This window comes from Brachybacterium hainanense, assembly GCF_042434575.1.
GTDB classification, from domain to species: Bacteria; Actinomycetota; Actinomycetes; order Actinomycetales; family Dermabacteraceae; genus Brachybacterium; species Brachybacterium hainanense.
In genome coordinates this window covers 67,470-92,584 of the sequence record NZ_JBHLSV010000006.1, presented here as the reverse complement: position 1 = coordinate 92,584, position 25,115 = coordinate 67,470, and the positions used below count along the sequence as shown (strand labels likewise).

General features: G+C 73.6%; 27 protein-coding genes. 12 read left to right on the top strand and 15 right to left on the bottom strand.

Annotation, left to right across the window (positions count from 1 at the left end):
* Positions 1 to 89: 89 nt before the first annotated feature.
* The 5 genes from ACFFF6_RS07070 to ACFFF6_RS07050 form a co-directional block, all read right to left on the bottom strand.
* Positions 90 to 806: a hypothetical protein gene (locus ACFFF6_RS07070; protein WP_376979493.1), complete on the bottom strand. Its 717-nt coding sequence runs from the start codon at positions 804 to 806 to the stop codon at positions 90 to 92.
* 47 nt (positions 807 to 853) lie between these two features.
* Positions 854 to 2,128, bottom strand: a complete 1,275-nt coding sequence (locus ACFFF6_RS07065) for an amidohydrolase family protein (protein ID WP_376979491.1) — start codon at positions 2,126 to 2,128, stop codon at positions 854 to 856.
* A gap of 2 nt (positions 2,129 to 2,130) precedes the next feature.
* Positions 2,131 to 3,825, bottom strand: coding sequence for a urocanate hydratase (gene hutU / locus ACFFF6_RS07060; RefSeq protein ID WP_376979489.1), 1,695 nt, complete (start codon positions 3,823 to 3,825; stop codon positions 2,131 to 2,133).
* Between the two features lie 191 nt (positions 3,826 to 4,016).
* A complete protein-coding gene (locus tag ACFFF6_RS07055; RefSeq protein ID WP_376979487.1) occupies positions 4,017 to 4,883 on the bottom strand; it encodes an alpha/beta fold hydrolase in 867 nt (288 codons plus the stop codon).
* A gap of 23 nt (positions 4,884 to 4,906) precedes the next feature.
* Entirely contained in the window at positions 4,907 to 5,677 is a 771-nt protein-coding gene (locus ACFFF6_RS07050; RefSeq protein WP_376979486.1) for an IclR family transcriptional regulator, read from the bottom strand.
* Positions 5,678 to 5,748: 71 nt separating this feature from the next.
* Between ACFFF6_RS07050 and hutG the strand changes: the two genes are divergently transcribed.
* Entirely contained in the window at positions 5,749 to 6,756 is a 1,008-nt protein-coding gene (hutG, locus tag ACFFF6_RS07045) for a formimidoylglutamase (protein WP_376979484.1), read from the top strand.
* Here the strand turns inward: hutG and ACFFF6_RS07040 are convergent.
* Together ACFFF6_RS07040 and ACFFF6_RS07035 are read right to left on the bottom strand one after the other, a co-directional pair.
* Positions 6,725 to 7,495: an SDR family oxidoreductase gene (locus tag ACFFF6_RS07040; protein WP_376979483.1), complete on the bottom strand. Its 771-nt coding sequence runs from the start codon at positions 7,493 to 7,495 to the stop codon at positions 6,725 to 6,727. The genes hutG and ACFFF6_RS07040 overlap by 32 nt on opposite strands.
* 355 nt (positions 7,496 to 7,850) lie before the next feature.
* Positions 7,851 to 8,861, bottom strand: a complete 1,011-nt coding sequence (locus ACFFF6_RS07035) for a GNAT family N-acetyltransferase (protein WP_376979481.1) — start codon at positions 8,859 to 8,861, stop codon at positions 7,851 to 7,853.
* Positions 8,862 to 8,923: 62 nt separating this feature from the next.
* Here ACFFF6_RS07035 and ACFFF6_RS07030 point away from each other — a divergent pair, with 62 nt between their 5' ends.
* Complete coding sequence (locus ACFFF6_RS07030; RefSeq protein ID WP_376979479.1) at positions 8,924 to 9,751, top strand: HAD hydrolase family protein; 828 nt, start codon at positions 8,924 to 8,926, stop codon at positions 9,749 to 9,751.
* A 102-nt stretch (positions 9,752 to 9,853) separates the two neighbouring features.
* Positions 9,854 to 10,618, top strand: a complete 765-nt coding sequence (locus ACFFF6_RS07025) for an ABC transporter ATP-binding protein (protein WP_376979477.1) — start codon at positions 9,854 to 9,856, stop codon at positions 10,616 to 10,618.
* Between the two features lie 11 nt (positions 10,619 to 10,629).
* On the opposite strand, the gene ACFFF6_RS07020 is transcribed toward ACFFF6_RS07025, so the two are convergent.
* From ACFFF6_RS07020 to ACFFF6_RS07005, 4 genes are read right to left on the bottom strand one after another with little or no spacing between them, the layout of a single operon-like run.
* A complete protein-coding gene (locus tag ACFFF6_RS07020) occupies positions 10,630 to 11,574 on the bottom strand; it encodes an aminoglycoside phosphotransferase family protein (RefSeq protein WP_376979476.1) in 945 nt (314 codons plus the stop codon).
* A 40-nt stretch (positions 11,575 to 11,614) separates the two neighbouring features.
* Positions 11,615 to 12,883: an RNA polymerase sigma factor gene (locus ACFFF6_RS07015; RefSeq protein ID WP_376979474.1), complete on the bottom strand. Its 1,269-nt coding sequence runs from the start codon at positions 12,881 to 12,883 to the stop codon at positions 11,615 to 11,617.
* A gap of 7 nt (positions 12,884 to 12,890) precedes the next feature.
* Complete coding sequence (locus tag ACFFF6_RS07010) at positions 12,891 to 13,238, bottom strand: YciI family protein (protein WP_376979473.1); 348 nt, start codon at positions 13,236 to 13,238, stop codon at positions 12,891 to 12,893.
* Positions 13,239 to 13,295: 57 nt separating this feature from the next.
* Positions 13,296 to 13,829 carry a GNAT family N-acetyltransferase gene (locus ACFFF6_RS07005; protein ID WP_376979471.1) on the bottom strand — a complete coding sequence of 178 codons (534 nt, stop codon included), beginning with the start codon at positions 13,827 to 13,829 and terminating at the stop codon, positions 13,296 to 13,298.
* Positions 13,830 to 13,909: 80 nt separating this feature from the next.
* On the opposite strand from ACFFF6_RS07005, the gene ACFFF6_RS07000 reads away from it, so the two are divergent.
* From ACFFF6_RS07000 to ACFFF6_RS06975, 6 genes are read left to right on the top strand one after another with little or no spacing between them, the layout of a single operon-like run.
* Complete coding sequence (locus ACFFF6_RS07000) at positions 13,910 to 14,332, top strand: YccF domain-containing protein (protein ID WP_376979469.1); 423 nt, start codon at positions 13,910 to 13,912, stop codon at positions 14,330 to 14,332.
* A 7-nt stretch (positions 14,333 to 14,339) separates the two neighbouring features.
* Positions 14,340 to 15,173 (top strand): hypothetical protein, encoded by an 834-nt coding sequence (locus ACFFF6_RS06995; protein ID WP_376979467.1) that lies wholly within the window; start codon positions 14,340 to 14,342, stop codon positions 15,171 to 15,173.
* Between the two features lie 43 nt (positions 15,174 to 15,216).
* Positions 15,217 to 16,278 carry a metallophosphoesterase family protein gene (locus ACFFF6_RS06990; protein WP_376979465.1) on the top strand — a complete coding sequence of 354 codons (1,062 nt, stop codon included), beginning with the start codon at positions 15,217 to 15,219 and terminating at the stop codon, positions 16,276 to 16,278.
* Positions 16,279 to 16,286: 8 nt separating this feature from the next.
* Positions 16,287 to 16,898: a class I SAM-dependent methyltransferase gene (locus ACFFF6_RS06985; RefSeq protein ID WP_376979463.1), complete on the top strand. Its 612-nt coding sequence runs from the start codon at positions 16,287 to 16,289 to the stop codon at positions 16,896 to 16,898.
* On the top strand, positions 16,895 to 17,362 hold the full coding sequence (locus ACFFF6_RS06980) for a P-loop nucleotide/nucleoside kinase family protein (RefSeq protein WP_376979461.1): 468 nt from the start codon (positions 16,895 to 16,897) through the stop codon (positions 17,360 to 17,362). The genes ACFFF6_RS06985 and ACFFF6_RS06980 overlap by 4 nt, the downstream gene beginning before the upstream one ends.
* Before the next feature lie 33 nt (positions 17,363 to 17,395).
* Positions 17,396 to 17,953, top strand: coding sequence for a 2'-5' RNA ligase family protein (locus ACFFF6_RS06975; RefSeq protein WP_376979605.1), 558 nt, complete (start codon positions 17,396 to 17,398; stop codon positions 17,951 to 17,953).
* A 25-nt stretch (positions 17,954 to 17,978) separates the two neighbouring features.
* Here the strand turns inward: ACFFF6_RS06975 and ACFFF6_RS06970 are convergent, their stop codons facing one another.
* From ACFFF6_RS06970 to ACFFF6_RS06955, 4 genes are all read right to left on the bottom strand, one after another.
* Entirely contained in the window at positions 17,979 to 18,611 is a 633-nt protein-coding gene (locus ACFFF6_RS06970) for a Type 1 glutamine amidotransferase-like domain-containing protein (RefSeq protein ID WP_376979459.1), read from the bottom strand.
* Position 18,612: 1 nt separating this feature from the next.
* The gene (locus ACFFF6_RS06965) at positions 18,613 to 19,161 is read right to left on the bottom strand and encodes a DinB family protein (protein ID WP_376979457.1); all 549 of its coding nucleotides are present in this window, start codon (positions 19,159 to 19,161) and stop codon (positions 18,613 to 18,615) included.
* 49 nt (positions 19,162 to 19,210) lie between these two features.
* A complete protein-coding gene (locus ACFFF6_RS06960; protein WP_376979455.1) occupies positions 19,211 to 20,377 on the bottom strand; it encodes a Fic family protein in 1,167 nt (388 codons plus the stop codon).
* A 214-nt stretch (positions 20,378 to 20,591) separates the two neighbouring features.
* Positions 20,592 to 21,884, bottom strand: a complete 1,293-nt coding sequence (locus tag ACFFF6_RS06955) for a CoA transferase (RefSeq protein ID WP_376979454.1) — start codon at positions 21,882 to 21,884, stop codon at positions 20,592 to 20,594.
* Between the two features lie 54 nt (positions 21,885 to 21,938).
* Here ACFFF6_RS06955 and ACFFF6_RS06950 point away from each other — a divergent pair, with 54 nt between their 5' ends.
* From ACFFF6_RS06950 to ACFFF6_RS06940, 3 genes are read left to right on the top strand one after another with little or no spacing between them, the layout of a single operon-like run.
* Positions 21,939 to 22,718, top strand: coding sequence for an SDR family oxidoreductase (locus ACFFF6_RS06950; RefSeq protein ID WP_376979452.1), 780 nt, complete (start codon positions 21,939 to 21,941; stop codon positions 22,716 to 22,718).
* On the top strand, positions 22,718 to 23,569 hold the full coding sequence (locus ACFFF6_RS06945) for an aminoglycoside phosphotransferase family protein (protein ID WP_376979451.1): 852 nt from the start codon (positions 22,718 to 22,720) through the stop codon (positions 23,567 to 23,569). The genes ACFFF6_RS06950 and ACFFF6_RS06945 overlap by 1 nt, the downstream gene beginning before the upstream one ends.
* A 39-nt stretch (positions 23,570 to 23,608) precedes the next feature.
* Entirely contained in the window at positions 23,609 to 25,111 is a 1,503-nt protein-coding gene (locus tag ACFFF6_RS06940) for an APC family permease (RefSeq protein WP_376979450.1), read from the top strand.
* Positions 25,112 to 25,115 lie beyond the last annotated feature (4 nt).

Below are 25,115 nucleotides of genomic sequence, written 5' to 3'. Positions count from 1 at the left end.
CCTCGGCACGGGGCGGCGCCGCAGTCCGTGTCCGGGATTCCGGACGGGGACGGCGGCGCCGCGGGAGAAGGAGGGGCGGTGCGGAGGGGTCAGCTGAGGTCGACGCGCACGACGCTCAGGTCCTCGGCGAGATCGACGTCGACGTCGTCCCCGCCGGGCACCTGGAGGCCGACCTCGTAGGCGACGCCCGTGTCGTCGGAGGACGAGATCGCATCGATCGTGCCCTCCTGCCCCGTCTCCGCGGTGACGGCCTCCTGGGCGGCGGCGGCGATGTCGGGGAGCGTCGCGAGGTCCAGCGGGGCGCGGGGCACGTCGTCGGCATCGGGCGCGTCGGGGGTGCCGACCGTGGCGGTACCGTCGGAGGCGATGCGCACGTCGACGTCGGAGCCGTCGGCCAGAAGCACCTCGACCTCGATGCCGTCGCGCTCGACGTCGATCGAGAGGGCGCCCTCGCCGCCGGCCTCAGCGGTCGCGGTCTCCGCGGCGGTGCGCAGAGCCTCGATGTCGCCGGCAGCGGGCGCGGCCGTGCCGGCGCCCGGCGCGGCGGTCTCCGTCCCGCCGCCGTCCGAGGCCTGGGCCGATGCGGTCGCGTCCTCGCCCCCGCCGTCCGAGGCGGCCGGGCTCGAGACGGTCGTCTGCGGGCCCTCGGCGGGGATGTCGCCCTCGTCGCCGGGGGCGCCGCTTCCGCACGCGGCGAGGAGGGCGGCCGCGACGCCTGCCAGGAGCGCGCCGCGCAGGCGATGCGAGCCGCGGGACGGGGTCGGGAGGAGGATCTGAGGAGTGCGGGGATTCACCGGATCGATCATGCTCCCACCGTAGGCACGAGGCGCTGAAGCGGTGCTGAAGCGCCTGGTCAAGGGCGTCGAGCGGTGATGATCGGCCGCCCGCGCCGCCAGACGGCGCGGGTCAGGGGCATGCCCGGCCGATAGGCCAGATGGATGGCGGTGGGCGCCTCGAGCAGGTGCACGTCCGCGCGGGCGCCCACGCCGAGGTGGCCCACGTCGCGGCGGCGCAGGGCGAGGGCGCCGCCGCGGGTCGCGGCGCGGATGGCCTCGTCGAGGGTGAGGTGCATCTGCAGCACAGCGGTCGCGACGCAGAAGCCCATGGCGCTCGTGTAGCTGGTGCCCGGGTTGCAGTTGCTCGCGAGCGCGATGCGCGCACCCGCGTCGAGCAGGGCACGCGCGGGGGCGAGCGGGGCGCGGGTGGACAGATCGCAGGCCGGGAGGACGGTCGCGACCGTGGGGCCGGCGTCGACGGCGAGCGTCCCCGCTCCCGCGTCCCGCACAGGACGGTCCGCCGTCGCGGCGAGCGCCTCGATGTCCGCGGCGCTCATGTGGTTGACGTGGTCGACGCTCGCGGCGCCGAGCTCACAGGCGAGCGCCACTCCCCCGCTGCGGCCCAGCTGGTGGCCGTGGACCCGCAGGCCCAGGCCCGCCTGCCGTGCCGCCTCGAGGACGCGCCGGGAGGCGTCCTCGTCGAAGGCGCCGTCCTCGCAGAACACATCGGCCCATCGCATCCGCCCGCCCGCGGCGGCGAGCGCGGCCTCGAGCATCGCCCCGGCGGCGAGGTCGACGTAGGCGTCGGGGTCCTGCGCGTACTCGCGCGGCACGAGGTGCGCGCCCAGGTAGGTGGCCTCCTCGAGGGTGCCGTCGGCGACGAGGCGCCCGGCGAGCCGCGCGGAGAGCGCCTCGCCCTCGAGGCTGAGGCCGTAGCCGGTCTTGGTCTCCAGGCAGGTGGTGCCGCCTGCCCAGGCCTCGGCGATGCGGGCCCGCACGAGCGGCTCGAGCAGGTCGCCTGCGAGGGCGGAGCGGGTGGCATCGGTCGTCACCTGGATGCCGCCGGCTGCGTAGGCGCGCCCGGCCATGCGGGCCTCGAACTCGGCCGAGCGGTCGCCGTCGAACAGCAGGTGGGAGTGGGAGTCGACCCATCCGGGCAGGACGGCGCGGCCGCCCGCGTCGACCTGGACGTCGGCCGCGGGCGTCTGGCTCATCGGCCCGTACCAGGCCACGCGCTCCCCCTCCAGGAGCAGGGCGGCGCCCCGCAGCACCTGCTGCTGCGGGGCGTCGTCGAGGGCCGGGTCCAGGGTCCACAGCTCCCCGATGTTCGTGATCAGGGTGCTCGCGGGCATGCTCACGCCTGCTCGCCGTCGCGGATCACCGGGGCCATGGGCACGCGGACGCCGCGCTCGGCGGCGACCTGGGCGGCCCGGGAGTAGCCGGCGTCGACGTGGCGGATCACGCCCATCGCCGGGTCGTTGGTCAGCAGCGCCTCGAGCTTCGCGGCCGCGAGCTCGGTGCCGTCGGCGAGGCCCACCTGCCCGGCGTGGATCGAGCGGCCGATGCCCACGCCGCCGCCGTGGTGGATGGACACCCAGGTGGCGCCGGAGGAGGTCGCGGTCAGGGCGTTCAGCAGCGGCCAGTCGGCGATCGCGTCGGAGCCGTCGAGCATCGCCTCGGTCTCGCGGTAGGGCGAGGCCACGGAGCCGGAGTCGAGGTGGTCGCGGCCGATGACGATGGGGGCCTTGACCCTGCCCTCGGCGACGAGGCGGTTCAGCAGGAGCCCGGCCTGGTGGCGCTCGCCGTAGCCGAGCCAGCAGATGCGCGCGGGCAGGCCCTCGAACTCGACGTGCTCGCCGGCGGCGTCCAGCCAGCGGTGCAGGTGCTCGTTCTCGGGGAAGAGCTCCTTCAGCGCGGCGTCGGTGACGGCGATGTCCTCCGGGTCGCCCGAGAGCGCGACCCAGCGGAACGGGCCGAGGCCCTCGCAGAACAGGGGGCGGATGTAGGCGGGTACGAAGCCGGGGAACGCGAAGGCGCGGTCGTAGCCGGCGTGGCGGGCCTCGTCCCGGATCGAGTTGCCGTAGTCGAAGACCTCGGCGCCCTCGTCCTGGAACTCGACCATGGCCCTCACCTGCGCGGCCATGGACTCGCGGGACTTCTTGGTGAAGCCCTCGGGATCGGCCTCCGCCTCGGCGCTCCAGTCCTCCATGGTGTGCTCGAGCGGGAGGTAGGACAGCGGGTCGTGAGCGCTGGTCTGGTCGGTGACGACGTCGATGGTGATGTCGCCGGCGCGGTGGCGCGCGAGCAGCGCCGGGAAGACCTCGGCGGCGTTGCCGACGATGCCGATGGAGACGGCGCGGCCCTCGGCCTTCGCGGCGTTCGCGCGGGCGATCGCGTCCTCAAGGTCATCGGCGATCTCGGTGAGATAGCGCTTGGCGACGCGGCGCTCGAGGCGGCTGCGGTCCACGTCCGCGATCAGGCACACGCCGTCGTTCAGGGTGACGGCGAGCGGCTGGGCGCCGCCCATGCCGCCGCAGCCGCCGGTGAGGGTGATGGTGCCCTTCAGGGTGCCGCCGAAGCGCTTGCGGGCCACGGCCGCGAAGGTCTCGAAGGTGCCCTGGAGGATGCCCTGGGTGGCGATGTAGATCCAGGAGCCGGCGGTCATCTGCCCGTACATCATGAGGCCCTCGGCCTCGAGGCGGCGGAACTCGGGCCAGGTCGCCCAGTCGCCCACGAGGTTGGAGTTCGCCAGCAGCACGCGCGGGGCCCAGCGGTTGGTGCGCAGCACGCCGACGGGCTTGCCGGACTGCACCAGCAGCGTCTCGTCCTCCTCGAGGTCGCGCAAGGTCTCGACGATCGCGTCGAAGGCCTCCCAGGAGCGGGCGGCGCGGCCGGTGCCGCCGTAGACGACGAGGTCGTCGGGGCGCTCGGCGACCTCGGGGTCGAGGTTGTTCATGAGCATGCGCAGCGGCGCCTCGGTCTGCCAGGACTTGGCGCTGAGGTCGGTGCCGCGGGGGGCGCGGACGGGACGGGCTCCGGGGAGGGCCATGGTGTCTCCTGGTCGAGGTGGGGCGCTCGGGGCGCGGGCTGCGGCGGTTCACGGGACGTGGCCTCTCCTGCGAGGCCGTCCGTGCCAGCACACCACGCCCCGGGCGGGCGCGTCCCGGCCCCGGCGCCGATCCCGTCCGGGATCCCGGACAGCCTGGGGAGGAGCGGGCCGGACGGGTCCGCGAGCAGGGATCAGACAGGCCGCGCCCCCGCCGCGACCACCAGCTCGGCGAGGATCTCGCGGACCTGCTCGGGCTGCTCGATCCACGGCAGGTGGCCGGCACCGGTGACCGCGCGCTTGCGCGGCAGGCGGGCGCGGGCGGCGAGCTCCATCACGGGGCCGACGGGCCGCGGATCGGCGGTGCCGTGGACGAAGAAGATCGGGCAGGTCACGGCAGCTGCCCAGCCGATCTGATCCGCATCGGACCAGCCCATGAGAGCCCGGTTGACCTGCTGGTCGATGCGGTGCGGGGACTGCGCCATCGGCAGGGCGAGGTCGTAGCCGGCAACCGGGTCGGCGTAGTCCGCGGCCCACTGGATGCGCCGCCACTGCGTCTCCTGCGCACGGCTGCGCCCCTCCGCGCCGAGGGCGTCCAGCAGCGCGCGCTCCTGCGCCCAGGGGGCGAGGCGGCGGGCACGCTCGGGCCGGTACTGGGCGCGCCAGTCCCCGATGCCGACGCCGTCGACATAGGCGAGGCCGCGCACCCGCTCCGGATGCGCACCGGCATGGGCGAGGGCGAGGGTCGCGCCGAAGGAGTGACCCACCAGCACGATCCGCTCGTGCCCGAAGGCGATCCGCAGCTCCTCCAGGTCGGCGACGAAGCGGTCCATGCTCAGCTGCTCCGCGTCCGGCACTCCGGGTGCGCGCGTCGAGGAGCCGCAGCCGCGCTGGTCGTAGCGGTGCACGGTCGCGCGCCCGGCGAGCAGGGCCCCCAGAGGCTCGAGGTAGTCCCACAGGCCCGGCCCGCCGTGCACGAGGATCACGGCCGGAGCGCCCGCCGGTCCCGGCTCCGTCCAGGTCGCCAGGCGCGCGCCGTCGCTCATCTCCACGAAGTCCATGGCCCGACGCTATCGCGCCCCGCTCACCGCAGCGCCTTCTCCAGCTCCGCGGCGGTCGCCCGGACCGCGGCCTCGCAGCTGGCGGCCAGGCCCCGATCCGCCCGGGCGGACTCCCAGGTCAGCGCGACCGCCGCGATCGGCCAGCCCGCGGCGTCCAGGACCGCGGCGGCGACGGAGGCGAAGCCCTCGGTGACCTCGCCGTCCTCCCAGGCGACGCCTTCGCCCCGCACCTGCCCGAGGGCCGCGACGAGCTCGGGCCGGCTGCCGATGGTCCGGGCGCCCGTGCGGCTCTCGAAGGGGGTTCCCCGCGGATAGAGGCTTCTCAGCTGCGTGGGGCTGAGCGCGGCGAGCATCGCCCTCCCGCTCGCGGCGAGATGCGCGGGCAGGCGCACGCCCGTGTCGGTGACGAGGCTGGGTCGCATGCGCGCCCGCTCCTCGACGAGGTACAGGGCGTCGCGTCCCCGCAGCACCGCGAGGTGCCCGGACTCCCCGGCCGCGTCGACCATCCGGGCGACCGCGCGGCGGCCGATGCGGGCGAGCGGGTCGTGCCGCGCATAGCCGGCGGCGAGCTCATAGGCCGCCGGCCCCAGGGCGTAGCGCCGCTCCTCGACGAGGTGCAGGGCGTAGCCGTGGGCGACCAGGGCGGCCAGCAGGTCGTAGACGCTCGAGCGCGGAAGCTCGAGGACTTCGGCGATGCGCGCCGCCGGGACCGGTGCCCGCTGCGCCGCCAGGAACGTGAGCAGACGCAGCGTCGCATCGGCCGCCGGGACCTTGGGGGATGCGGGCGTTCCCATGCGCGGATCCTATCCGTGCCCGTCCGCACCGGCCCGGGCAGGGGGCATCATGGGAGGGGAGGAGGTGCCCCATGACCGATCCCGCACCCAGCCCCTGGTCCGGCCGCATCGACGGCGAGGGCCCCGAGCACGCCCGCTGGCACCAGGTGGTCCGCACCGCGGCGACGCCCGGGGATCCTGCCGACCCGCACGTGGCGGTCCTCGGCTTCCGCTCGGACGAGGGGGTGCGCCGCAACCGCGGGCGCGTCGGCGCCGCGGAGGCTCCCGATGCCCTGCGCCGCGCGCTCGCGCCGATGGCGGTGCACGGGGCGATCGCCCGCGGCGAGACCGGCATCCACGACCTGGGCGACGCCCGCACCGTCGGCGAGGCCCTGGAGACCGGGCAGGCCGCGGCCGGGCATCTGATCGCCTCGGCCCTGGACCGGCCGGGGAGCGTGCTGACGGTCGTGCTCGGCGGCGGGCACGAGACCGCCTGGGCCTCCTACCTGGGGCTCCAGGACTCCACCGCGATGAGCTCGTCGGAGGAGCCGCCGCGCTGGGGCGTGCTGAACCTCGACGCGCACTTCGACCTGCGCGAGGAGCCGCGCCCGACATCGGGCACGCCCTTCGCGCAGATGGCCGCGGCGGAGGCCGCCGCGGGACGCGAGCTGCACTACCGGGTGCTCGGGATCGCGGAGCCCTCCAACACGGGCGTCCTGTTCGACCGGGCCCGGGAGCTGGGGGTGTCCTGGTGGACCGATGTGCAGTGCCTCGAGGCGGGCGCCGAGGGGATGCGTCGCACGGTCGCGGACTTCGCCGCGGACCTGGACGTCCTCTACCTGACCATCGACCTGGACGTGCTGCCGGCCCAGACGGCGCCCGGGGTCTCCGCCCCCGCGGCCTTCGGGGTGCCGCTGCCGCTGATCGAGGCGGCGGTGCGGGCCGCCGCCGGCACCGGGAAGCTCGCCCTGCTCGATGTGGTGGAGCTGAACCCGTCGCTGGACGTGGACGGGCGCACGGCGAAGGCGGCGGCGCGGTTGATCGACACGGCGGTGCGCACGATGCCGCTCAGCTCCGCTCGAGCCACTCCTCGAGGGTGAGCGGGTCGACGGCGCCCTCGCGCGGGATCAGGCCGCCACGGGCGATCGCCCTCCCGAACAGGGGGAGCTGCAGGTAGAGGCGAGGACGGCGGCCTCCGATACCACCGCGGCGGGCGACGGTCCGCCGGGCGAGCTGCACCATGGTCATCTCCTCGGGCCCGCGCAGGGAGAGGACCTCGTCGCCGTGCGCATCGGCTCCGTCCTCACGTCCGATCTCCTCGCCGATCAGCCGGGCGGCGGAGGAGGCGGCGAGCGGCGCCATGCGCATGTTCGGCACGACGGCGACCGGACCGATCCCGCCGCGCGGCACGATCGCCTCGGCGAGCTCGAACCACTGGGCGGAGCGGATCACGGTCACGGGCACCCGTGCCGCGAGGTAGGCACGCTCCTGCGCGCCCTTGCCACGGTAGTAGCCGTGGCCGCGGGACACGGCGGGATCGGTGACCCCGTGGATGGACACGCAGACGATGCGACGCACCCCGGCGCGCTCCGCGGCCCGGGCGACGTTCTGCGCGGTGCGCGTGAAGTAGGAGACCGCCGCGTCCCCGTTCATGGTGGCGATGTTCATCGCGTCGACCACGATCTGCGCGCCCGTGAGCGCGACGTCGAGGCCCTCTCCGCTGCGGGCGTCGACCCCAGCGGCACGGCTCAGGCGGCGGACCGTGTGCCCGGCCCGCTCGAGCTCCTGGACGATCAGGCGTCCGATGGTTCCCGTGGCTCCGAGCACAGCGATGTCCATGGCTTCACCGTAGGCCGGTTCCCGTGCGAGGGCCAGGGGGCCCCGCCGTATCATCGGGCGGCGGGGGAGCTGAAAGCTCCCCTCCGAGCCCGACCTCGCCTCCGATGCCTCGGTCCGGCGTCTCGCTTCGCCGGGCGCGCTTCCGCTTTCCCCAGTACGCGGCGATCGGTACCCCGATGAACAGGATGGCGAGCATGATGGCACGTTCGATATCCATGGCGTCGAACCCTCCCCCATGCGCTCACCGCACAGCTGTCGATCCACCTCCCGAGCGTACCGGCCCCTCACCGTCTCCGCTGCTCATCGCTGCCGGAGCACGCCTCCGAATGCCGGGGCGAGCTCCGAGTCCCGTCCCTCACCCCAGGCGCACGAAGGCGCGGAGCCCTGCGGGATGGTCGTGGACCTCCGTGAGGCCGAGGGCCTCGTAGAAGGCGCGCTGGCCGGGCTCGGCATCGGTCAGCAGGACGTGCTGGCGCAGCTGCGCGAAGGGGGCGAGGGCCGCCTCCACGAGATCGCGTCCGACGCCCCGGCCCTGTTCGGAGGGACGCACGAGCACGTCCTGCAGGTAGGCGATCGTGGCGCGGTCGCTGAGGACGCGGGCGAGGCCGATCAGCTGCCCGTCCCGACGTGCGGTGACCACGCGGGTGCTGCCGGCGAGCGCCGCGTCGAGGGTCTGCGGCTCCTGCGTGTAGCTGCTCCAGCCGACCGCGTCGTAGAGGGCGAGCACGTCCGGGAGCGCCGGGATCTCCGCGCTGATCCGGACCGATGCGCCGTCGCCCGTCGGTGCCGCGGCCGGTGCGCTCTCGCGCCAGTCGGCGTTCACGAGCTGGAAGAGGCGGCAGTCCGCCCACCGGCCGCCCAGGCGCAGGTACTGCGGGGCGAGGCCGTACTCCGCGAAGCCGCAGCGCTCGAGCACGCGCACGCTCGCCGTGTTGCCGACCTGCACCTCCGCCTGCAGACGATGCAGGCCGAACCCGCCGAAGGCGATGCCGACGGCGGCACGCACCGCCGCCGTCGCGACGCCGCGACCGGTGTGCGCGCGGTCGACCCAGTACCCGAGGGAGGCGGAGGAGAAGGCGCCGCGGACCACCCCGTTGATGCTGAGCCGCCCGACGAGCACCTCCTCGCCGGCCTCCTCGAGCAGGATTCCCAGCGGCGCGCCCTGCCCGGCTTCCGCGGCGGAGAGGGCCCCGGCGATCATGGTGCGCTGGCCGGTCTCGGTGAACCAGTCCTCGCCGCGCACCGGGGCCCCGACCAGGAGCTCCGCACGGTTGCGGCGCTCGAGATCGACCAGCCGCGGGGCATCGGCGAGCTCAAGGGGCCGCAGGCGGACGGTGGGATCGGAGCGATCGGCGGGCGAGGTCACCTGCCCATCGTGCCACCGGCCGATAGGCTGGCAGGACCGTCCCCGACAGATCTGGAGCTGCCGTGTCCGAGCGGGCTTGCGTGTTCATCGACTTCGACGGGACGTTCGCCGAGCACGGCGTCGCCCCGCGCGAGCACGGCGAGGCCGTGCTGCGGGCCCGCGCGAACGGGCACACGGTGCTGCTGTGCACGGGCCGGCCCGCCTCGATCGTCGCGGCCGATGTGCAGGAGCTCTTCGACGGGCTCGTCGCCTCCGCGGGGGCGCATGTACGCGTCGGAGCGGAGCTGCTGCGCGACGACCGCTTCCCCGCGGAGCTCGCACGGACGACGACGCAGCTTCTGCTCGAGGCCGGGGCGACCTTCGCGCTCGAGGCCCCGGAGGCGATCTACTGCACGCCGGACATCGCCGCGGAGATCCAGGAGCGCGTGGACGGCGGTGTGCAGGAGCCGCGGGGCGGGTTCGGGCGCGGTCCGCGGGACATCCTCGACGCCGTCGTCCTGCCCGATGACCTCACCTCGTGCTCCTACGCGAAGATCTCCGTATGGGGCTCCCCCGTGCCGGTCTCCGAGATCGCGGATCGCGCGGGAGAGCTGGTCGGCGCACTGCCGAACTCGATCTCCGACGACGGCATGCACTCCGGGGAGCTGCACCTGCTCGCGATCGACAAGGCCGATGGGATCCGCCAGGTCGCCGCGCATCTGGGCGTCGACATGGCGGCGACGGTCGGGATCGGCGACGGCATGAACGACGTGGGCATGCTGCGTGCGGCCGGCACCGGCGTCGGGATCGGGGGCTCCGCGCCCGCGGTCCTCGCGGCCGCGGACCTGCTGGTCCCCGGGCCGCGCGAGCACGGCATCGTCGCGGCCTTCTCGCGTCTGGGTCTCATCTGAGGGACGGCATCCGAGCGGCCCCGCGGTCCCTCAGCCGCCGCGGGTACCGTGGTGCCGCACCCCGGCGGCCGCCCGGCCGCCGCACGTCCGCGAGGAGCACACGTGTCAGTCCTGAAGGCCACCGGCGTCTCCCTCGGCTTCGGAGGACCTGACGTCCTCGAGAACGTGAGCATCGAGGTGACCAGCGGCGCTGCGCCGGTCGGGCTGATCGGCCCCTCGGGCGGCGGGAAGACGACGCTGCTGCACATCCTCGCGGGCACGCAGAAGCTGATCCGCGGCTCCGTCACCTTCGAGGGCCGCTCGGTCGCGAAGCTGCGTCTGCGCTCCAAGAGCGAGTTCTCCGCCCGGGTGCGCGCCGTCTCGCAGTACTCGATGACGATCACCGATCCGCGGGAGACCGCGGAGATCCGTCTGCGTCAGGCGCTCAAGACGGCCCGCAAGGGCGGACGCACCCACGGCACCAGCATCGAGGACATGCTCGCCGCCGTCGGGCTGGACATGAGCGCCGCACGCCGGCCGATGTCGACGCTGTCCGGCGGGGAGCGCCAGCGCGTCGCCCTCGCCGCGGCGCTCGCGACCCGGCCCGAGATCCTGCTGCTGGACGAGCCGCTGACGGCGCTGGACCCGCACAGCCGGACCTCGATGACCACGCATCTGCGAGAGCTGATCGAGCGCCTGGGCATCGGCGTGCTCATCGCCTCCCACGACCTCGAGCTGGTCGAGCGCCTGTGCCCCACCGTGCACGCCCTCGTGGGCGGTCAGCTGCTGCCGGCCGCCCCGCTGCGCGAGGTGCTGCGCGATCCCGAGCACCCCGACCTCGCCGAGCTCGCCGCCGCCGCGCCCCTGGCCGTCTCCCGCTTCCGCTGACGCAGGCCCGCTCAGCGGTGGTGGGCGTGCTCGTAGCGGCGCAGGCGCAGCAGCGGCACCAGCCATCCCGCGTAGCGGGCCCGGTGCGCCGCAAGGCCCGGCACCTGCGGCGGGTCGGGGCGGCGGGCGCCGTCGACGAAGAAGCCGAGGAATGCGGTGAGCACGTCGGTCGCGACGGAGCGCGGCACGCCGTGGTGGTCCATCAGCTCGTCGATGCGGCCGGAGACTCCGAGCGCCCCGTCGCGGTCGTCGACGGTGCCCAGCAGCAGCAGCGCGTCGAGCCAGGCCGCACCGCGGCAGGCGTGCGCCCAGTCGATGACGCTCACGCCGCCGCCGGGCGCGATGAGCAGGTTGTCGGAGCGCAGGTCCAGGTGGCAGAGGGTCTCGCCGTCGACGGCGGCGATCGCGCGGCGCTCCGCCTCGACCAGCTGCGGCAGGTGCTCCGCGAGCCACGGGTCCAGGCCCGCCGGCGGGTCCGCATCCACGCGTGCGAAGCCGTGGAAGTCATGGGCCAGCGACTCGGAGGCCGTCCCCAGCCCCGGGACGGGACAGGGCGTCGCCTCCGAACGGAGCACGTCGAGCGCCTCGAGGACGTGCTCGAGGTCCTGCACGTCCCAGGGCAGCGAGGGCGTGGCCCCCGCCCCCACCTCGGTGACCAGCACGAACCAGTCGCCGTCCTCGAACGCGTCGACATAAGCGGGGACGGGGGCGGCGCTGGGGATCCGGGCGAGGGTCGCGGCCTCGCGACGGTTCATCGTCACCGATGCCGGATTGTCCTCGGCGCGGACGGCCTTCACGAACAGGCGCCTGCCGTTGTCGGCGCCGACGACCTCCGCCGTCGACGGGGAGAAGCCGCCGCTGCAGGGCACGGTCCAGGCGACCTCGCCGCCCAGGCGATGCTCGATGCGTCCGCGGACGGTCTCGGGAAGGTCGCTCCATCGCAGCCGTGTGCTCATGGCCCCATGGTCCCACCCCGGCGCCGCTGTGACCAGCAGCTCACTCGAGCTCGTCCTCGACCCCTCCGAGGCGACGCCGGATGAGCTCCCGCTCCCCCGCGTTCCCGACCAGGGCGAGGGCCGCTCGGTACGCCTCCGCCGCATCCGCCCTCCGCCCCAGCTCCTCGAGCGTGATCGCCCGCGCCAGATGGTAGGGGTGGTGGCGGGCGAGCTCGGGCTCCCGGCCGAGCCCGTCCAGCAGCACGAGCCCGGCCGCCATCCCGTCGCGCCGCCCCACGGCGACAGCACGGTTCATGCGCACGACGGGCCCGGAATCGTGGTGCAGCAGCAGGTCGTAGAGGGCGACGATCTGCGCCCAGTCCGTCTGCGCGAAGTCGGCGGCCTCGCCGTGGACGGCGGCGATCGCCGCCTGGATCGTCCAGCGGCCGGCGCCGGGAGCGGCGGCTGCCCGCTCGGCGAGGCCGATGCCCTCGGCGAGCAGGTCGCGGTCCCATCGGCTGCGGTCCTGCTCCTCGAGCGGGACCGGGAGGCCGTCCGCGAGCCGCGCCGGCGCCCGCGCCTCGGTGAGCAGCAGCAGGGCGAGCAGACCCGTCGCCTCCGCCGATCCGGGCTCGAGGCGGTGGAGGATCCGGGCGAGCCGGATCGCCTCCCCGGTCAGCTCCGCCCGCAGCGGGGAATCGCCGGAGCTCGCGGCATAGCCCTCGGTGAACACGAGCGAGATCGCGGTGAGCACCAGCGGCAGACGGCCCGCCCGCTCCGCCGGGTCCTCGGGCACGCGCAGCGGGATCCCGGCCCGGCGGATCCGCGCCTTGGCCCTCGTGATGCGCGCCTGGAGCGTCGGCACCGGGATGAGCAGCGCCTCGGCGACCTCGGCCGTGGTCAGGCCGCCGACGAACCGCAGCATGAGCGCGATCCGGTCCGCGGGGGCGAGCGCCGGATGGCAGGACCCCATGAGCATCGCGAGGCGGTCATCGGGCAGGTCTCCCGCCGCGAGCATCGCCGCATCGGCCGGCGGAGCGGCCCGCTCCCCGTGCTCGATCCGCAGCCGCGCGAGGCGGCGCGCGGCCGCGGCATCGCTGCGCACCCGGTCCAGCGCCCGGTTCTGCGCCGTCCGGGTCAGCCAGGCGAGAGGGCTCGCGGGCACCCCGTCGCGGGGCCAGGTGCGCAGCGCCGCCTCCATCGCCTCCTGGGCGGCGTCCTCGGCGAGGTCGAGATCGCCGAAGCGCCGCACCAGCAGGGCGAGCAGCCGGGTGTGCTCCTCGCGGTGGAGGCCGACGAGGACGGCATCCGGGGGCGCCGCCGCGTCCATCGGCGGCTCAGAACTCCACGACGGGCCGGACCTCGACGCGGCCGCCGATCGCGCCGGGGCAGCGGCGCGCCCAGCGCAGGGCCTCGTCGAGATCAGCGACGTCGAGCACGAACGTCCCGCCCACGAACTCCCGGCTCTCCGCATAGGGGCCGGCCGTCACGACCGGCTCCGCGTCCCGGGAGGCGCGGGTGACGCTCGTGCCGGTCTCGGGGCCGTCGAGCGCGTCGCCGCCGGCGAGCACACCGGCCCTCTGCAGCTCGGCGTCGAAGGCCATGAACTCCTCAGGGCCCGGGGCGTCGTCCTCCCCGCAGCTGGGCCCGTCCAGGTTCCCCATCATCAGCAGCACGTACTTCATGGTCCATCTCCTTCATCGGTCCTTCATCGGCGACCGGGCCGGATGCCTCGATCACCACTATGACGAAGCAGCCGACTCCGGATCGACAGGCCGCCCGAAGATCTTCAGCACGACCGGGGATCCGTCCTCGCGGGTCTCCTCGGTGCTCTCCACATCCCGCAGATGCACGAAGCCGGCCTTCTCCGCGACCCGCGCCGAGGCCGGGTTGCGCGCATCGGCGCGGATCACGGCCCGCGTGCCGATGCCGCGCTCGCGGATGACCGCGCAGATCAGCTCGACCGCCCGGACGGCCACGCCGCGTCCGCGCATCCAGGGCGCGACGCCGTAGGCGATGTTGACGTCCCCCGCATCGAGGCCGTCGGCGACCTCGGGGTCGTAGTCGATGGTGCCGACGCAGCACCCCTCGGCCCAGATCCCGAAGGCCCGCTTGGCCCGGCCGGCCTCGGCGTCCCGCGCGAGCCGGTCGATATAGGCGGCGGTGCCCTCGACGGTGCTCTCGCCGCCGCTGAGCCAGCGCACCGTCAGCGCGTCCTCCGCCTCGACGATCGCGGGCGCGTCCGCGGGACGCAGCGGGGCCAGGGAGATCTCCATGACCCGACGGTACGTGACAGCCCCGGATCCGGGGGATTCCTGCATGGCGGACCGTCGGACCAGGCGCCTAGCATCGGGGCATGCGCTCCCTCATCACCCTGATCCTGAACATCATCTGGCTGGTGACCGCGGGCTGGTCGCTGTTCCTGGCCTACGTCATCGCCGGCGTCCTCGCCTGCATCTTCATCGTCACGATCCCCTTCGGCGTCGCGTCCTTCCGCATCGCCGGCTTCGTGCTGTGGCCCTTCGGCCGCGAGGTCGTGGACCGCCACCGCCCCAGCGCCGTGGGCACCATCGGCAACGTGATCTGGTTCGTCGTGGCCGGCTGGTGGCTGGCGCTCGGCCATGTGCTGACCGCAGTCGCACAGGCCGTCACGATCATCGGCATCCCGCTGGCCTGGGCGAACCTGAAGCTCATCCCCGTGACCTGCTTCCCCTTCGGCAAGGAGGTCGTCTCCTCCGACGACGCCCGCGCCGCCATGTTCCCGACCGCGCATTCCTGAGCGGCCGATGCGGCTGCTCGACGGCACCTCCGCCGGCACCTGGCTCCTGGCCCGCGCCGGGGACTGGGCGCGGGTGGACGGCGCGGCCGGGACCGGCTTCGAGGCCTACGCCCGGGTCCTCCACCCCGTCCGGGCCGAGCGAGGGGACCATGAGGAGGCCCGCTGGACGTGGGCGGAGGTCGCCCGCCGGAACAGGCGGACGATGCATCCGCTCGTGCAGTGGCGACGCCTGACCGAGGACGAGACGCTCCTCGAGTTCGAGGACGGCTGGCGGATCGACCAGCTCGAGGAGGGGCGCCTGCCCCTGGACGTGCTGGCCGCGATCGGCGAGCACCTCGCGGCCGCGACGCGCACGCCGCAGGAGCTGATCGCCGCGATCTGGGTGGGGCACGGAGAGCTGCACGGCTCGGCCCGTCCGTATGTGCAGGCCTCCACCGGCTGGCCCCCGCGAGTGCCGGGGCAGCGGGCCTGGGCGCACATCCGCGCCGCCGCCATGACCCGCGAGGAGCGGGAGACCGGAGCGGAGCGGAAGAGGCTGCGCCGCCGCCTGCGGCGCGGACCCTGGTTCGCCTGGCCCGGCCGGGAGATGCTCCTGTTCGCCACGAGCTCCGCCGAGCTCATGGGGCATGCGGCGCACCTCGAGGGGATCACCCCGCAGATGCTGTGGCCGCAGGGCCGCGAATGGGTGCTCGCCTCGGAGATCGACTGGGACTCCACGATCGTGGCCGGGCCCCGCGCGCTCGTCGACGCGGTCCTCGCCGATCCACGCCTCGAGGCGGTCGAGGTCCCGCCCGATGCGGACCTGACCTGGGAAGGAGACACGGTCAACCCGCCCCGGTGAGCCGTTCCCCCATCGGCCGCTCCCGATGCACCAGGATGGACCGGTGACGAATCAGCTCGCCTTCGACGCCGATGGCACCTTCACCATCGTGCAGTTCAACGACACCCAGGACACCCACACCACCGACCGCCGCACGATCGCGCTGATGCACGCGGTGCTCGAGGACGCCGACCCGGACCTCGTGGTCATCAACGGGGACGTCATCAGCGGTGGTCCCACGACGGAGCTCGAGGTCAAGCAGGCCCTCAACAACGTGGTGCTGCCGATGCAGGAGCGCGGCATCCCCTTCGCGGTCACCTTCGGCAACCACGACGAGGACTCGACGCCGCTGACCGGCCTCGACGAGACCGCCTACCTCGAGTTCCTGTCCCAGTACTCCTGCTGCGCGAACGCTCCGGGGGCCGCGGTCACCGGCACCGGCAACCAGGTGCTGCCGGTCCGCTCCGCGGCCGGGGACCGCGATGCCTTCGCCGTCTGGCTGCTGGACTCGGGACGGTACGCCCCGGAGCGGATCGCGGGCCAGGACCTGGAGGGCTACCCGTCCTGGGACTGGCTCCGATTCGACCAGGTCGAGTGGTACGCACGGACCTCCCGGGAGCTCGAGCAGCGCAACGGCGCCCTCGTGCCGGGTCTGATCTTCCAGCACATCGCGCTGTGGGAGCACCGCTTCGCGTGGTTCGGCGGGGTGGACCGCCGCACCGAGGAGGACCATGCGCGGGCGCGGCGGCGGCACGGGATCATCGGCGAGCGCAACGAGGAGGAGTGCCCGGGCCCCTTCAACTCGGGCCTGTTCAGCGCGCTGCTGCACCGCGGCGACGTGCGCGGGGTCTTCGTGGGCCACGACCACACGAACACGTACAGCGCGGACTACTACGGGGTCACCCTGGGCTACGGGCCGGGGACCGGCTTCGGCACCTACGGCCTGGGCGGCGAGGACGATCATCGGCTGCGCGGCGCCCGCGTGTTCCGCCTGACGCAGTCCGCCGGGGACGCCGCAGACGTCGCGATCGACACGGAGGCGGTGTTCGCGAGCTCCTACGGCATCGATCTCACGGCCGGCTACCAACCCTCGCAGCCCGCGCCCTTCCCCGCCGGGGTCCGATGAGCTCCGCGGTGCGGGCGGCCGCAGCCTATGACGCCCGCGCCGCGGAGTACGCGCAGCTGCTGGGGACGATGGAGGCGACCTCGCCGGAGGACCGCCGGCTCGTGGAGGCCTGGGCCGCGGAGGCCGAGGGGCCGCTGCTGGATCTGGGCTGCGGGCCGGGCCACTGGACCGCGCATCTGGCGGGCCGGGGGCATGACATCCTCGGCATGGATCCGGCGCCGGCCTTCCTCGCCCATGCCCGGCAGGCCCACCCGCAGGTGCGCTTCGAGGACGGCGGGCTCGAGGATCTCGATCCGGGGCGGCGCCGATGGGGCGGGATCCTCGCCTGGTACTCGCTCATCCACCGGGATCCGGGGCAGCTGCCGGGCGACCTCGCGCTCCTGCGGGCATGTCTGAGGCCGAGCGGCGAGCTCCTGATCGGCTTCTTCGACGCCGCGGAGGCGGGATGCGGGGAGTCGGAGCCCTTCGACCATGCGATCACGACCGCCCACCGCTGGCCTGCGGCGATGATGGCGGAGCTGCTCGCGCAGGCCGGTCTCGCCGTCGAACATGTCGAGCGCCGCACCGATCCGGGCGTGCGCCCGCATGCCGCGATCCGCGCCCGGCGCATGGGCCGATGAGCCGGGTCGTGATGCTGTGCGGGCCGGCGGGCGCCGGGAAGTCGACGCTCGCGCGGCAGCTCGAGGCGGAGGGCTGCGTGCGGCTCTCGATCGATGCGGAGGCCTGGGCGCGGGGGCACCGGGGCATGCCGATCCCTCCGGAGGCGCAGGCGGAGATCGTCGCCGACCTGCAGGATCGGCTGCTGGCGCTGATCCGCGAGGGTCGGGACGCGGTGCTGGACATGTCCTTCTGGTCGCGGGCGATGCGGGATGAGTGGCGCGCCCTGCTCGCCCCGACGGGGACGGTCCCCGAGCTCGTCCACCTCGTCGCGGAGCGCTCGACGGCCCTCGCCCGGGTCGCGGCGCGCTCCACCGGGCACGCCGACGACTTCCCGCTCGCACCCGCCCTCGCGGCCGCCTACTACGACGGCTTCGAGCCGCCCGAACCCGATGAGGGCCCGGTCGTGGTGGTGCGGACGGGGTGAGCGGCGCTTCGGCTCGGTACCGTACCGGCATGGATTCCCCCCTCCCTGCCGTGGACCGAGACGGCGCTCCTCATCCCTGTCCCGCATGTCGACCCCATCGTCGGGGAGCATCGCCGCGCCCTCGATCCGGCCGCAGCCGATGGGATTCCTGCGCATGTCACGGCGCTCTACCCTTTCATTCCCCTGGAGCGCATCACCGCGCGGGACCACGCAGAGCTGGAACACGTAATCGGCGCCGTCCCGACCATTCCCATCTCGGACGCACGGACGGCCTGGTTCGGAGACCAGGTCCTCTACCTGGAACTCGACCGGCCAGGACCGGTACATGCGCTGATCACCCGCCTGGCTGACGCGTTCCCCGACGCTCCACCATTCGCCGGGCGCATAGCGGTCGAAGACATCGTGCCGCACGTGACCATCGGCCAGGATCGACCTCTCGAGGAGCTGGAGCGGGCGGCCCACGACGTGGAAACTCAGCTCCCCTGGTCCCAGGTCCTCGACCGCGTCGAGCTCTGGGCGGGCCCGCCTGTCGCGGGTCGCACTGCTCCAGCGGCATGGTCCGTGCAGCAGAGCTACAGTCTGGGCCGCTGATCAATCCTCGGCACCGCCCCGCGGGTCACACGACCCGGAAGCCGTCCTCGTCGTGGATGAGCGTCTCGCCGTCGCGCAGGGCCCAGAACGGCTGGCCCGCCTCGGCGTAGCGGGCGGCGACCTCGCCGAGCAGCGCGGTCTCGGGATGACCCGGGGAGTCGAGGTGCGGGACGACGGGCCGGTCGAGCACGCCGAGGCCGTCGCGGCGCACCTCGCCGTGGACCTCGAGGGCATCCTCGATCGGGTCGCAGTGCTCGAGGCCGCGCAGCGACGGGGCGAGCACGCAGGGTCCTGCGCTGAACCCGCCGTAGAGGAATGCGTCGCGCCGCAGGCCCTCGACGATCAGGGCGTCCAGCCCGGATCGGGCGAGCGCCATGCGCAGAGTGAACACGTTCCCGCCGCGGACCCACAGGAAGTCGGGCTGCCCGAGGGCCTCGCCGATCGTGGTGGGGTCGTGCTCGCGCAGGTCGAGCTCGACCGCGTGCAACCCCAGCTCCGCGAGCGCGGCGATCTGCCGCACCGTGTCCGCGGCGCGCCGCTCCTGGTCCCCGCCGTCGAGGGCGTTCGCGATGACGAATCCGCGCCGCTCGCCGCCCACGGCCCCCGCGAGCAGGTCCGGGCGGTTCCCGAGCTGGTACGAGGACAGGTGCAGGCGCATCTCAGTACCCCGTGCTCCCATCGGTCGCCTCGCGCAGCAGGTCCATATGACCCAGGTGGCGGGCGTACTCCTCGATGAGGTGGGTGAGGATCCAGCGGAGGTTCAGCTGCTCGCCGCGGCGCAGGCCGCGGACGGGGCCGGCGAGGTCGCCCCAGGAGGCGGCCGCCTCGCGGGAGCGGGCGACCTCCGCGCGGTAGGCGGCGAGGTCCTCGGCGGCGGTCTGCGCGGAGGCCTGCTCGATGTCGCCGTCGGGGTCCTCCCGCGTGCTGTACAGGTCCGCCACGTCCTCGCCGTGCAGGACCTCCCGCAGCCAGTACGCCTCGACCTCGGTGAGGTGGCGGAGGATCCCCATCAGGCTGAGGTTCGAGGGCGGGACGGCGCGCCGGCACAGCTGCTCGGCGGTGAGGCCCGCGACCTTGATCAGGGCCGTCTCGCGGTACATGTCGAGCCAGGCGTCGAGGAGCTCCCGCTCCCCTCCCAGCAGCGGCATGGTCGCGCTCATCGGGCGGGTGTCCTCGTAGACGGGAAGCACGGGTGCGGTGGTGTCCATGCCTCGAGGGTGCCATGGCGGGGAGGCCGCGGGCGAGGGGAATTCCCGGTCAGCGCGCCGGTCTCACCGGCACCGGTCGGCTCGGCAGCGAGACTGCGGTGTCGAAGTCCTTGCTGGCCATGGCCCGCTCGCCCATCGTGATCAGATCCAGCACGTCGAGCGACACATAGGCGCGGCGATTCCTCCCGATGGAGAGCGTCTCGAGCAATCCGTAGTCCGTCAACTGCTGGAGCGCGTTCTGCGCGGCTGTCGTGTTCACACCGTGCATACGGGTGACGGTCGCCGTGGTGAGCACAGGCGTCCCCGGAAGGGCATCGAGGATCATCGACAGCGCGGAGTCCCTCCGCGTCGCTCGCACCTTTCCATCGCGCTGTCGGCCGGTTGTGACCGTCGCCTCCCAATCGCTGCGGAGCTCTCCGAGCCGCTGCTCCAGCTTCGCCGCCTGCTGCGCGGCGATGGTCACCGCTTCTGCGAAGACGCGGATCCATGCATCGAGCCCGACCTGTGCCTCGGGGACATTCGCAGTTCCGTCCCACCGAAACGCTGTGAGGCCCTCGATGTACCTCTCGTGGAGCGTCGCGAGCACGAGGCTGACGGGGAGGATCGCGTCCGCCGTGAGCCCTCTGCGCGTGAGCACGGTATGGATCAGCGCACGTCCGACTCTCCCGTTTCCGTCCGGGAACGGATGGATCGTCTCGAACTGAGCGTGCACCAGGGCAGCTTGGATGATCGGCGAGTGCGCGGCGCCGTTCATGTAGCGGACGAGATCATCGAGGAGCTCTGGGACGTCCTCCGGGGCCGGGGGGACATGCGCGGCTTCCAAAGGGTGGTAGGCAGATCCGCCGATCCAGTTCTGCATCCCCCGGATTCCTTGGAGATCCGGGACCGCCACCAGCGTCCGTTGGAGCCGTTCGACGTCGGCGACGCTCACGATCTCCTCGCCCGCCATCGAGTCCGATGCCTCCCGGACGATGGTCATATTCCGCGCGACCTCCTGGGCCGCCTCCGACAATCCCCGCACCTCCTCGTCCTGGCCCAGCTCGGCAAGGGCGACGTTGCGGGGGCTCGGAGCGATGCCTTCGATGTACGAGGATGCGATCGCTTCGGAGCGGAGGAGGAATCGTGCGACGAGTCCGAGATCCTTGTGCGCGCTGCGGTTGAGCGCGAGTACGGCGCGCTCAGCGCTCGCGACGGTCGCATCGGTCTCCGGGCTCACAGACAGGGCGACGTCTCCGAGAAGCGTCGGCGTGTACGTCCGGTACTCCCCGGAACGCCGCTCACGTCGAGGGATGCCGGACTCGTGAGGGTTCGACCAGTAGCGCTGATCCCAACGACCCATCGCAAGCTCCTAGAGTGGCTCGTTCCTTCAAGTGCGCCCACTATAAGCTCTGTAGTGGGATCAATCGAGAGGCTTCACACCTTAGGAGAGATCAGCGCCAGCGGGGCGAGGACGCCCCGTATCGGCCGATGGGCCCGCTGACCTGCGCGCCGTCGATCAGGATCGGCGGCGGGACCGCCCGCACGCGGCCGTGCGGGGTCTCGAGCTCGATCAGCCCCGCGCCGGTCCCGGCGGTCTCCGGGGCGGCGCCACCCGCGCCGCCCCGGCCCAGCAGATCGGTCGCGGCGCCCAGCAGGCTCGCCCGGATGATCCCGCCGCGGCCGGCGGCGAGCAGGTCCAGGACGGCGGCGGCGAGGCGGAACCCGGTGGCGTGGTCGAGGGCCTGCACGGGAAGCGCTCCCGGCCTGCCGTCCTCGCCGCAGATCACCGCGATCCCGGTCGCGGCCTGCACGATCGAGTCGAAGCCGGCATGCCCGCCCCACGGACCGCGGCTCCCCCAGGCGGACAGCGTCCCGACCACGAGGCCGGGGTGCGCGGCGGCGAGCGCGTCCGGGGCGAGGCCGAACCGGTCGAGCGTCCCGGGCCTGTACCCGAGCAGCACGACATCGGCGTCCGGCAGCAGCTGCTCGTGCAGGAGCGCGGCATCGACGCGGAGGTCGAGGAGCGCGGAGCGCTTGCCCATCCCGGTGGACAGGTGCTGGTCGAGGATCTCGGGGCGGTGCGGGGGATCGATCCGCAGCACCTCCGCCCCGAGGCATCCGAGCAGCTGGGACGCGGTGGGGCCGGCGATCACCCGGGTCAGGTCGAGGACGCGGATGCCCGCGAGCGGGGTCGCGGCGCGGGAGCCGTCGGGGCCGCGGCGGAGCGGCTGCGCCGGTCGAGCCGCAGCAGCGCCCGCGGTGACCTGCACCCAGTGCTCGTCGGCCATCGCCCGGGCCTGTGGATGCACCCGCCACTGCTCCGGCGTGCGGACGGCGGCGGCCACGCCTCCGGCCGCGATCACGCGCTCCTCCGTCTCGAGCGCGGGCAGGCGGGAGATCACCCGTGCCACCACGTCCCGTCCCGCCGCCGCCCCCAGGCCGAGGGCCGTACGGATCGCCGCGGCGTGGTGGGGATAGTTGCCGTGCAGCCGCACCCACCCGTCCCGTGCGGGCAGGAATCCGGACAGCGGCGCCCATGCCTGCGCCGGTTCGCCGTCGATGCGCAGATGGTCGATCGCCGCAAAGGACCGGCCCACGGCCTCCGGCGGCACGGCCACGTCGAGGTCGGCTCCGCGCACCGCCGCAAGCGCCCGCACCGCCCGGGCCGCCTCATGCACGGCGCCGAGCGCGAGGCCGTCCACATCGAGGGGCCCGTCCCAGAGCCGATCCGTCGTCGCTCCCATCCCGGCAGGATATTCCGTTGCCCCGAGCCCCGCCCGGCTCCTAGCGTCGGGGCCATGCACCTGGATCCTGCTCTGCCGCCCGCCGCCCTCCTGACCGGCGTGGGACGCCGCCGAGGGATCGGCGCCGCGATCGCGCGCGGTCTCGCCGAGGACGGCGTCGACCTCGCCCTGTCGTACTCCCCCGCCTATGACGTGCGCGTCAACGACGAGCCCTCCGATGTCGAGGAGCTCGCCGCGGAGCTGCGCGACCTGGGCCGCCGCGTCGTCCTCATCCCCGGGGACCTGTCGGATCCCGCGCATCCTGCGGACGCCGTGGACCGCGCGAGGGCGGAGCTGGGACCGCTGGGAGCGCTCGTCATGGCGCACTGCGAGTCGGTGAACTCCTCGATCCTCGACACGAGCGTGGAGAGCTTCGACCGGCACTACGCCGTGAACGTGCGCGCGACGTGGCTGCTGCTGAAGGCCTTCGCGGAGCAGGTCGCATCTGGCCGCGACACCCCTGGCGGCGCCGCCATCGCGCTGACCAGCGACCACACCGTCCACAACCTGCCCTACGGGGCGACGAAGGGGGCGCTGGACCGCCTGGTGCTCGCCGGCACGCATGAGCTCGCCGATCGCGGGATCCGCACCAACGTCATCAACCCCGGTCCCATCGACACCGGCTGGATGAGCGATGAGGTCCGGGCCGCCGGGACGGCGCAGACGCCCGCCGGGCGCCTCGGGGAGACCTCCACGGTCGCGGACCTGGTGCGCTTCCTCCTCTCCGAGCAGGGGTCCTGGATGCGCGGGCAGCTGCTCTACTCCAACGGCGGCTTCGCGACGCCCGCGCTCTGATGCCCGGCCCTGCCGCGCAGCTCCCTGCCGGGGCGGCGGAGGCCCTGCTCCGCTGGGACTGCCGGGCCGATGGCGATCTGCTGCGCGGCGGCATGTCCGTCGTGCTGCCGGTGCGCCGCGGCGACGAGCCCCTCATGCTGAAGCTCCTCCCCGCGGAGGCGGCGCGCCTCGAGGCCCTCGCCCTGGCGGCGTTCCCTCGGGACGCCGCGGTGGAGTGCCTCGCGCACGATGCCGAGCTCGGCGCCCTGCTGCTCGAGCGGCTCTCCGCCCGCTCCCTCGCCGGGGAGGCGACGGACCTGTCGATCACCGTGCAGGCCGATCTCGCACGGCGCCTCGCGGTCGCCGCCCCTGCTGTGCCCGGCGCCGAGGAGATCCCGCCGCTGAGCGCCGATGCCTGGCTCGCGCATCTCGCGTCGCAGCGCGCAGAAGCCCCTCGGGTCCTCTCCGCTCGCGCTCTCGGGGCCGCCCGCGAGGCGATCACGAGCCTGGACGAGGAGCCCTGCCCGACGATGACCCACGGCGACCTGCATGCCCGCAACGTCCACCTCGACGACGACGGATGCTGGCGAGCGCTCGATCCGACACCGCGCCGGGGCACGATCGCCCACGAGAGCCATACGGTGGTCCTCGAGCGGGACCGCTTCGAGGAGCTGATCTCCGCCGGGCCCGCGGAGCTGCGGCGGCGGCTGGACCTGTTCGCGGAGGTCGCCGGGGTCGACGCCGCGCTCGCGCGCCGGCTGTGCCAGGCGCGGGCGGTCAGCTCCGCGCTGCACGAGGCCGTGCACGGCCCCGCCGCCCTCACGGGGGCGCTGACGTGGATGGCGGAGACCCTCGCGGCCGTCGGGGACTAGGATCCTGGGGTCCCGCACCTCCTCGAGAAGAGTTCCCGCATGCCCGATCCCGGCGCTTCCGGAAGCACGCAGTACGCGCAGCAGCAGAACGCGGTGCTCCACAGGACCCTGGGGCGCTTCGACATCATCTTCATCGTCGTCTCCGCCGTGGTGGGGCTCGAGATGCTCGGCTCGGTCTCGGCGCAGGGCGCCGAGACGTTCACGTGGCTGGTCTTCCTGATCATCGTGTTCCTCGTCCCGTATGCGCTGATCTTCGCGGAGACCGGGTCGGCGTTCATCGGCGAAGGCGGCGTGTACCTGTGGGTGCGGCAGGCCTTCGGACGCCCCGCGGCAGCCGTGGCCTCGGCGTTCACCTGGATCACGCAGCCGGTGTGGGTGGGCGGCTCGATGGCGTTCCTGAACGCGGAGGCGGCGCGCGAGCATCTGGTGCCCTTCGCGGAGGGCTCGGCGACCGACTACGCCTTCAAGATCCTGTTCATCTGGCTGACGGTGCTCGCGGCCGTGCTCTCGCTGCGCCGTGCGAAATGGATCCCGACGATGGGCGCGGTCTGCAAGATCGTGTTCCTGCTGCTGTTCGTGCTCACGGCCGTGGTGTACGCGGCCCGCCATGGCATCCAGGACCTGCCGCTGGGCGGCTTCGCGCCGACGCTGACGGGCTTCATCACCCTCATCCCGCTGCTGCTGTTCGCGTTCCTGGGCTTCGAGTCCGGGTCCAGCGCCTCGGGGGAGATGAAGGACGCGACGAGGGACGTCGCCTTCTCGGTGCTGCGCTCCTCTGCGATGGCCGGCGTGCTCTACCTGATCCCGGTGTTCACGATCCTGCTGGTCATCCCGCATTCGGATATCGACGGGGTCTCCGGCCTGATCACGGCCGTCGCGACCGTGTTCTCGGTGTACGGGGGCGCGGCACCGGCGGTGCTCACCGCCGCCGTGGTGCTGTTCCTGCTGGCGAACATCGGCCAGGGCGCGGCGTGGATGATCATGTCCGACCGCATGCAGGCGATCGCCGCGGCGGACGGCTCCTTCTTCGGCGGCTTCTTCGGGAAGTTCCATCGGACGCTGGGCACGCCGATCCGCGTGAACCTGCTGTCGGGGGTCATCTCGACGGTGTTCATGATCGCGGCGATGCAGCTGACCGGATCGAGCGCGGCGCTGTTCGACGTGGTCCTGTCCGTCGCGATCACGACGTACCTGTTCAGCTATCTGATCGTCATCCCGGCCGCGGTCCGGCTGCGGCTGCGTCATCCGGAGGTGCCGCGGCCCTTCCGCGTGCCCGGCCCGAATGCGGTGTTCGTCGCCTTCGGCGTGGTCACGACCGGTTTCGTGGCGCTCGGGTCCTGGGTGTCGATCTTCCCGGGAACCCTCGAGGCGCTGCTGGGCCTGCCGGTCGACTTCTCGACCGCGATGGGGGTGCCGTACGCCGCGTTCGAGGCGCTCACCCTGGGCACGCTCGGCTTCATCATCGCGATCGCGCTCATCGGCTATGTCGCCGGGCGACGGCTGCGGGGGGACATGGCCTCCCCGACGGACCGGGTGGGATGATCGC

Bases quoted from the DNA above. Each gene is read 5' to 3' on its own strand.
- ACFFF6_RS06950 (WP_376979452.1), top strand. From the start codon at position 21,939: ATGCACCTGGATCCTGCTCTGCCGCCCGCCGCCCTCCTGACCGGCGTG.
- ACFFF6_RS06995 (WP_376979467.1), top strand. From the start codon at position 14,340: ATGCGGCTGCTCGACGGCACCTCCGCCGGCACCTGGCTCCTGGCCCGC.
- hutU (WP_376979489.1), bottom strand. From the start codon at position 3,825: ATGGCCCTCCCCGGAGCCCGTCCCGTCCGCGCCCCCCGCGGCACCGAC.
- ACFFF6_RS07070 (WP_376979493.1), bottom strand. From the start codon at position 806: ATGATCGATCCGGTGAATCCCCGCACTCCTCAGATCCTCCTCCCGACC.
- hutG (WP_376979484.1), top strand. From the start codon at position 5,749: ATGACCGATCCCGCACCCAGCCCCTGGTCCGGCCGCATCGACGGCGAG.
- ACFFF6_RS07020 (WP_376979476.1), bottom strand. From the start codon at position 11,574: ATGAGCACACGGCTGCGATGGAGCGACCTTCCCGAGACCGTCCGCGGA.
- ACFFF6_RS07005 (WP_376979471.1), bottom strand. From the start codon at position 13,829: ATGGAGATCTCCCTGGCCCCGCTGCGTCCCGCGGACGCGCCCGCGATC.
- ACFFF6_RS06945 (WP_376979451.1), top strand. From the start codon at position 22,718: ATGCCCGGCCCTGCCGCGCAGCTCCCTGCCGGGGCGGCGGAGGCCCTG.
- ACFFF6_RS07010 (WP_376979473.1), bottom strand. From the start codon at position 13,238: ATGAAGTACGTGCTGCTGATGATGGGGAACCTGGACGGGCCCAGCTGC.
- ACFFF6_RS06965 (WP_376979457.1), bottom strand. From the start codon at position 19,161: ATGGACACCACCGCACCCGTGCTTCCCGTCTACGAGGACACCCGCCCG.
- ACFFF6_RS06970 (WP_376979459.1), bottom strand. From the start codon at position 18,611: ATGCGCCTGCACCTGTCCTCGTACCAGCTCGGGAACCGCCCGGACCTG.
- ACFFF6_RS07040 (WP_376979483.1), bottom strand. From the start codon at position 7,495: ATGGACATCGCTGTGCTCGGAGCCACGGGAACCATCGGACGCCTGATC.
- ACFFF6_RS06955 (WP_376979454.1), bottom strand. From the start codon at position 21,884: ATGGGAGCGACGACGGATCGGCTCTGGGACGGGCCCCTCGATGTGGAC.
- ACFFF6_RS07050 (WP_376979486.1), bottom strand. From the start codon at position 5,677: ATGGGAACGCCCGCATCCCCCAAGGTCCCGGCGGCCGATGCGACGCTG.
- ACFFF6_RS06980 (WP_376979461.1), top strand. From the start codon at position 16,895: ATGAGCCGGGTCGTGATGCTGTGCGGGCCGGCGGGCGCCGGGAAGTCG.
- ACFFF6_RS07055 (WP_376979487.1), bottom strand. From the start codon at position 4,883: ATGGACTTCGTGGAGATGAGCGACGGCGCGCGCCTGGCGACCTGGACG.
- ACFFF6_RS07065 (WP_376979491.1), bottom strand. From the start codon at position 2,128: ATGCCCGCGAGCACCCTGATCACGAACATCGGGGAGCTGTGGACCCTG.
- ACFFF6_RS06940 (WP_376979450.1), top strand. From the start codon at position 23,609: ATGCCCGATCCCGGCGCTTCCGGAAGCACGCAGTACGCGCAGCAGCAG.
- ACFFF6_RS07000 (WP_376979469.1), top strand. From the start codon at position 13,910: ATGCGCTCCCTCATCACCCTGATCCTGAACATCATCTGGCTGGTGACC.
- ACFFF6_RS07015 (WP_376979474.1), bottom strand. From the start codon at position 12,883: ATGGACGCGGCGGCGCCCCCGGATGCCGTCCTCGTCGGCCTCCACCGC.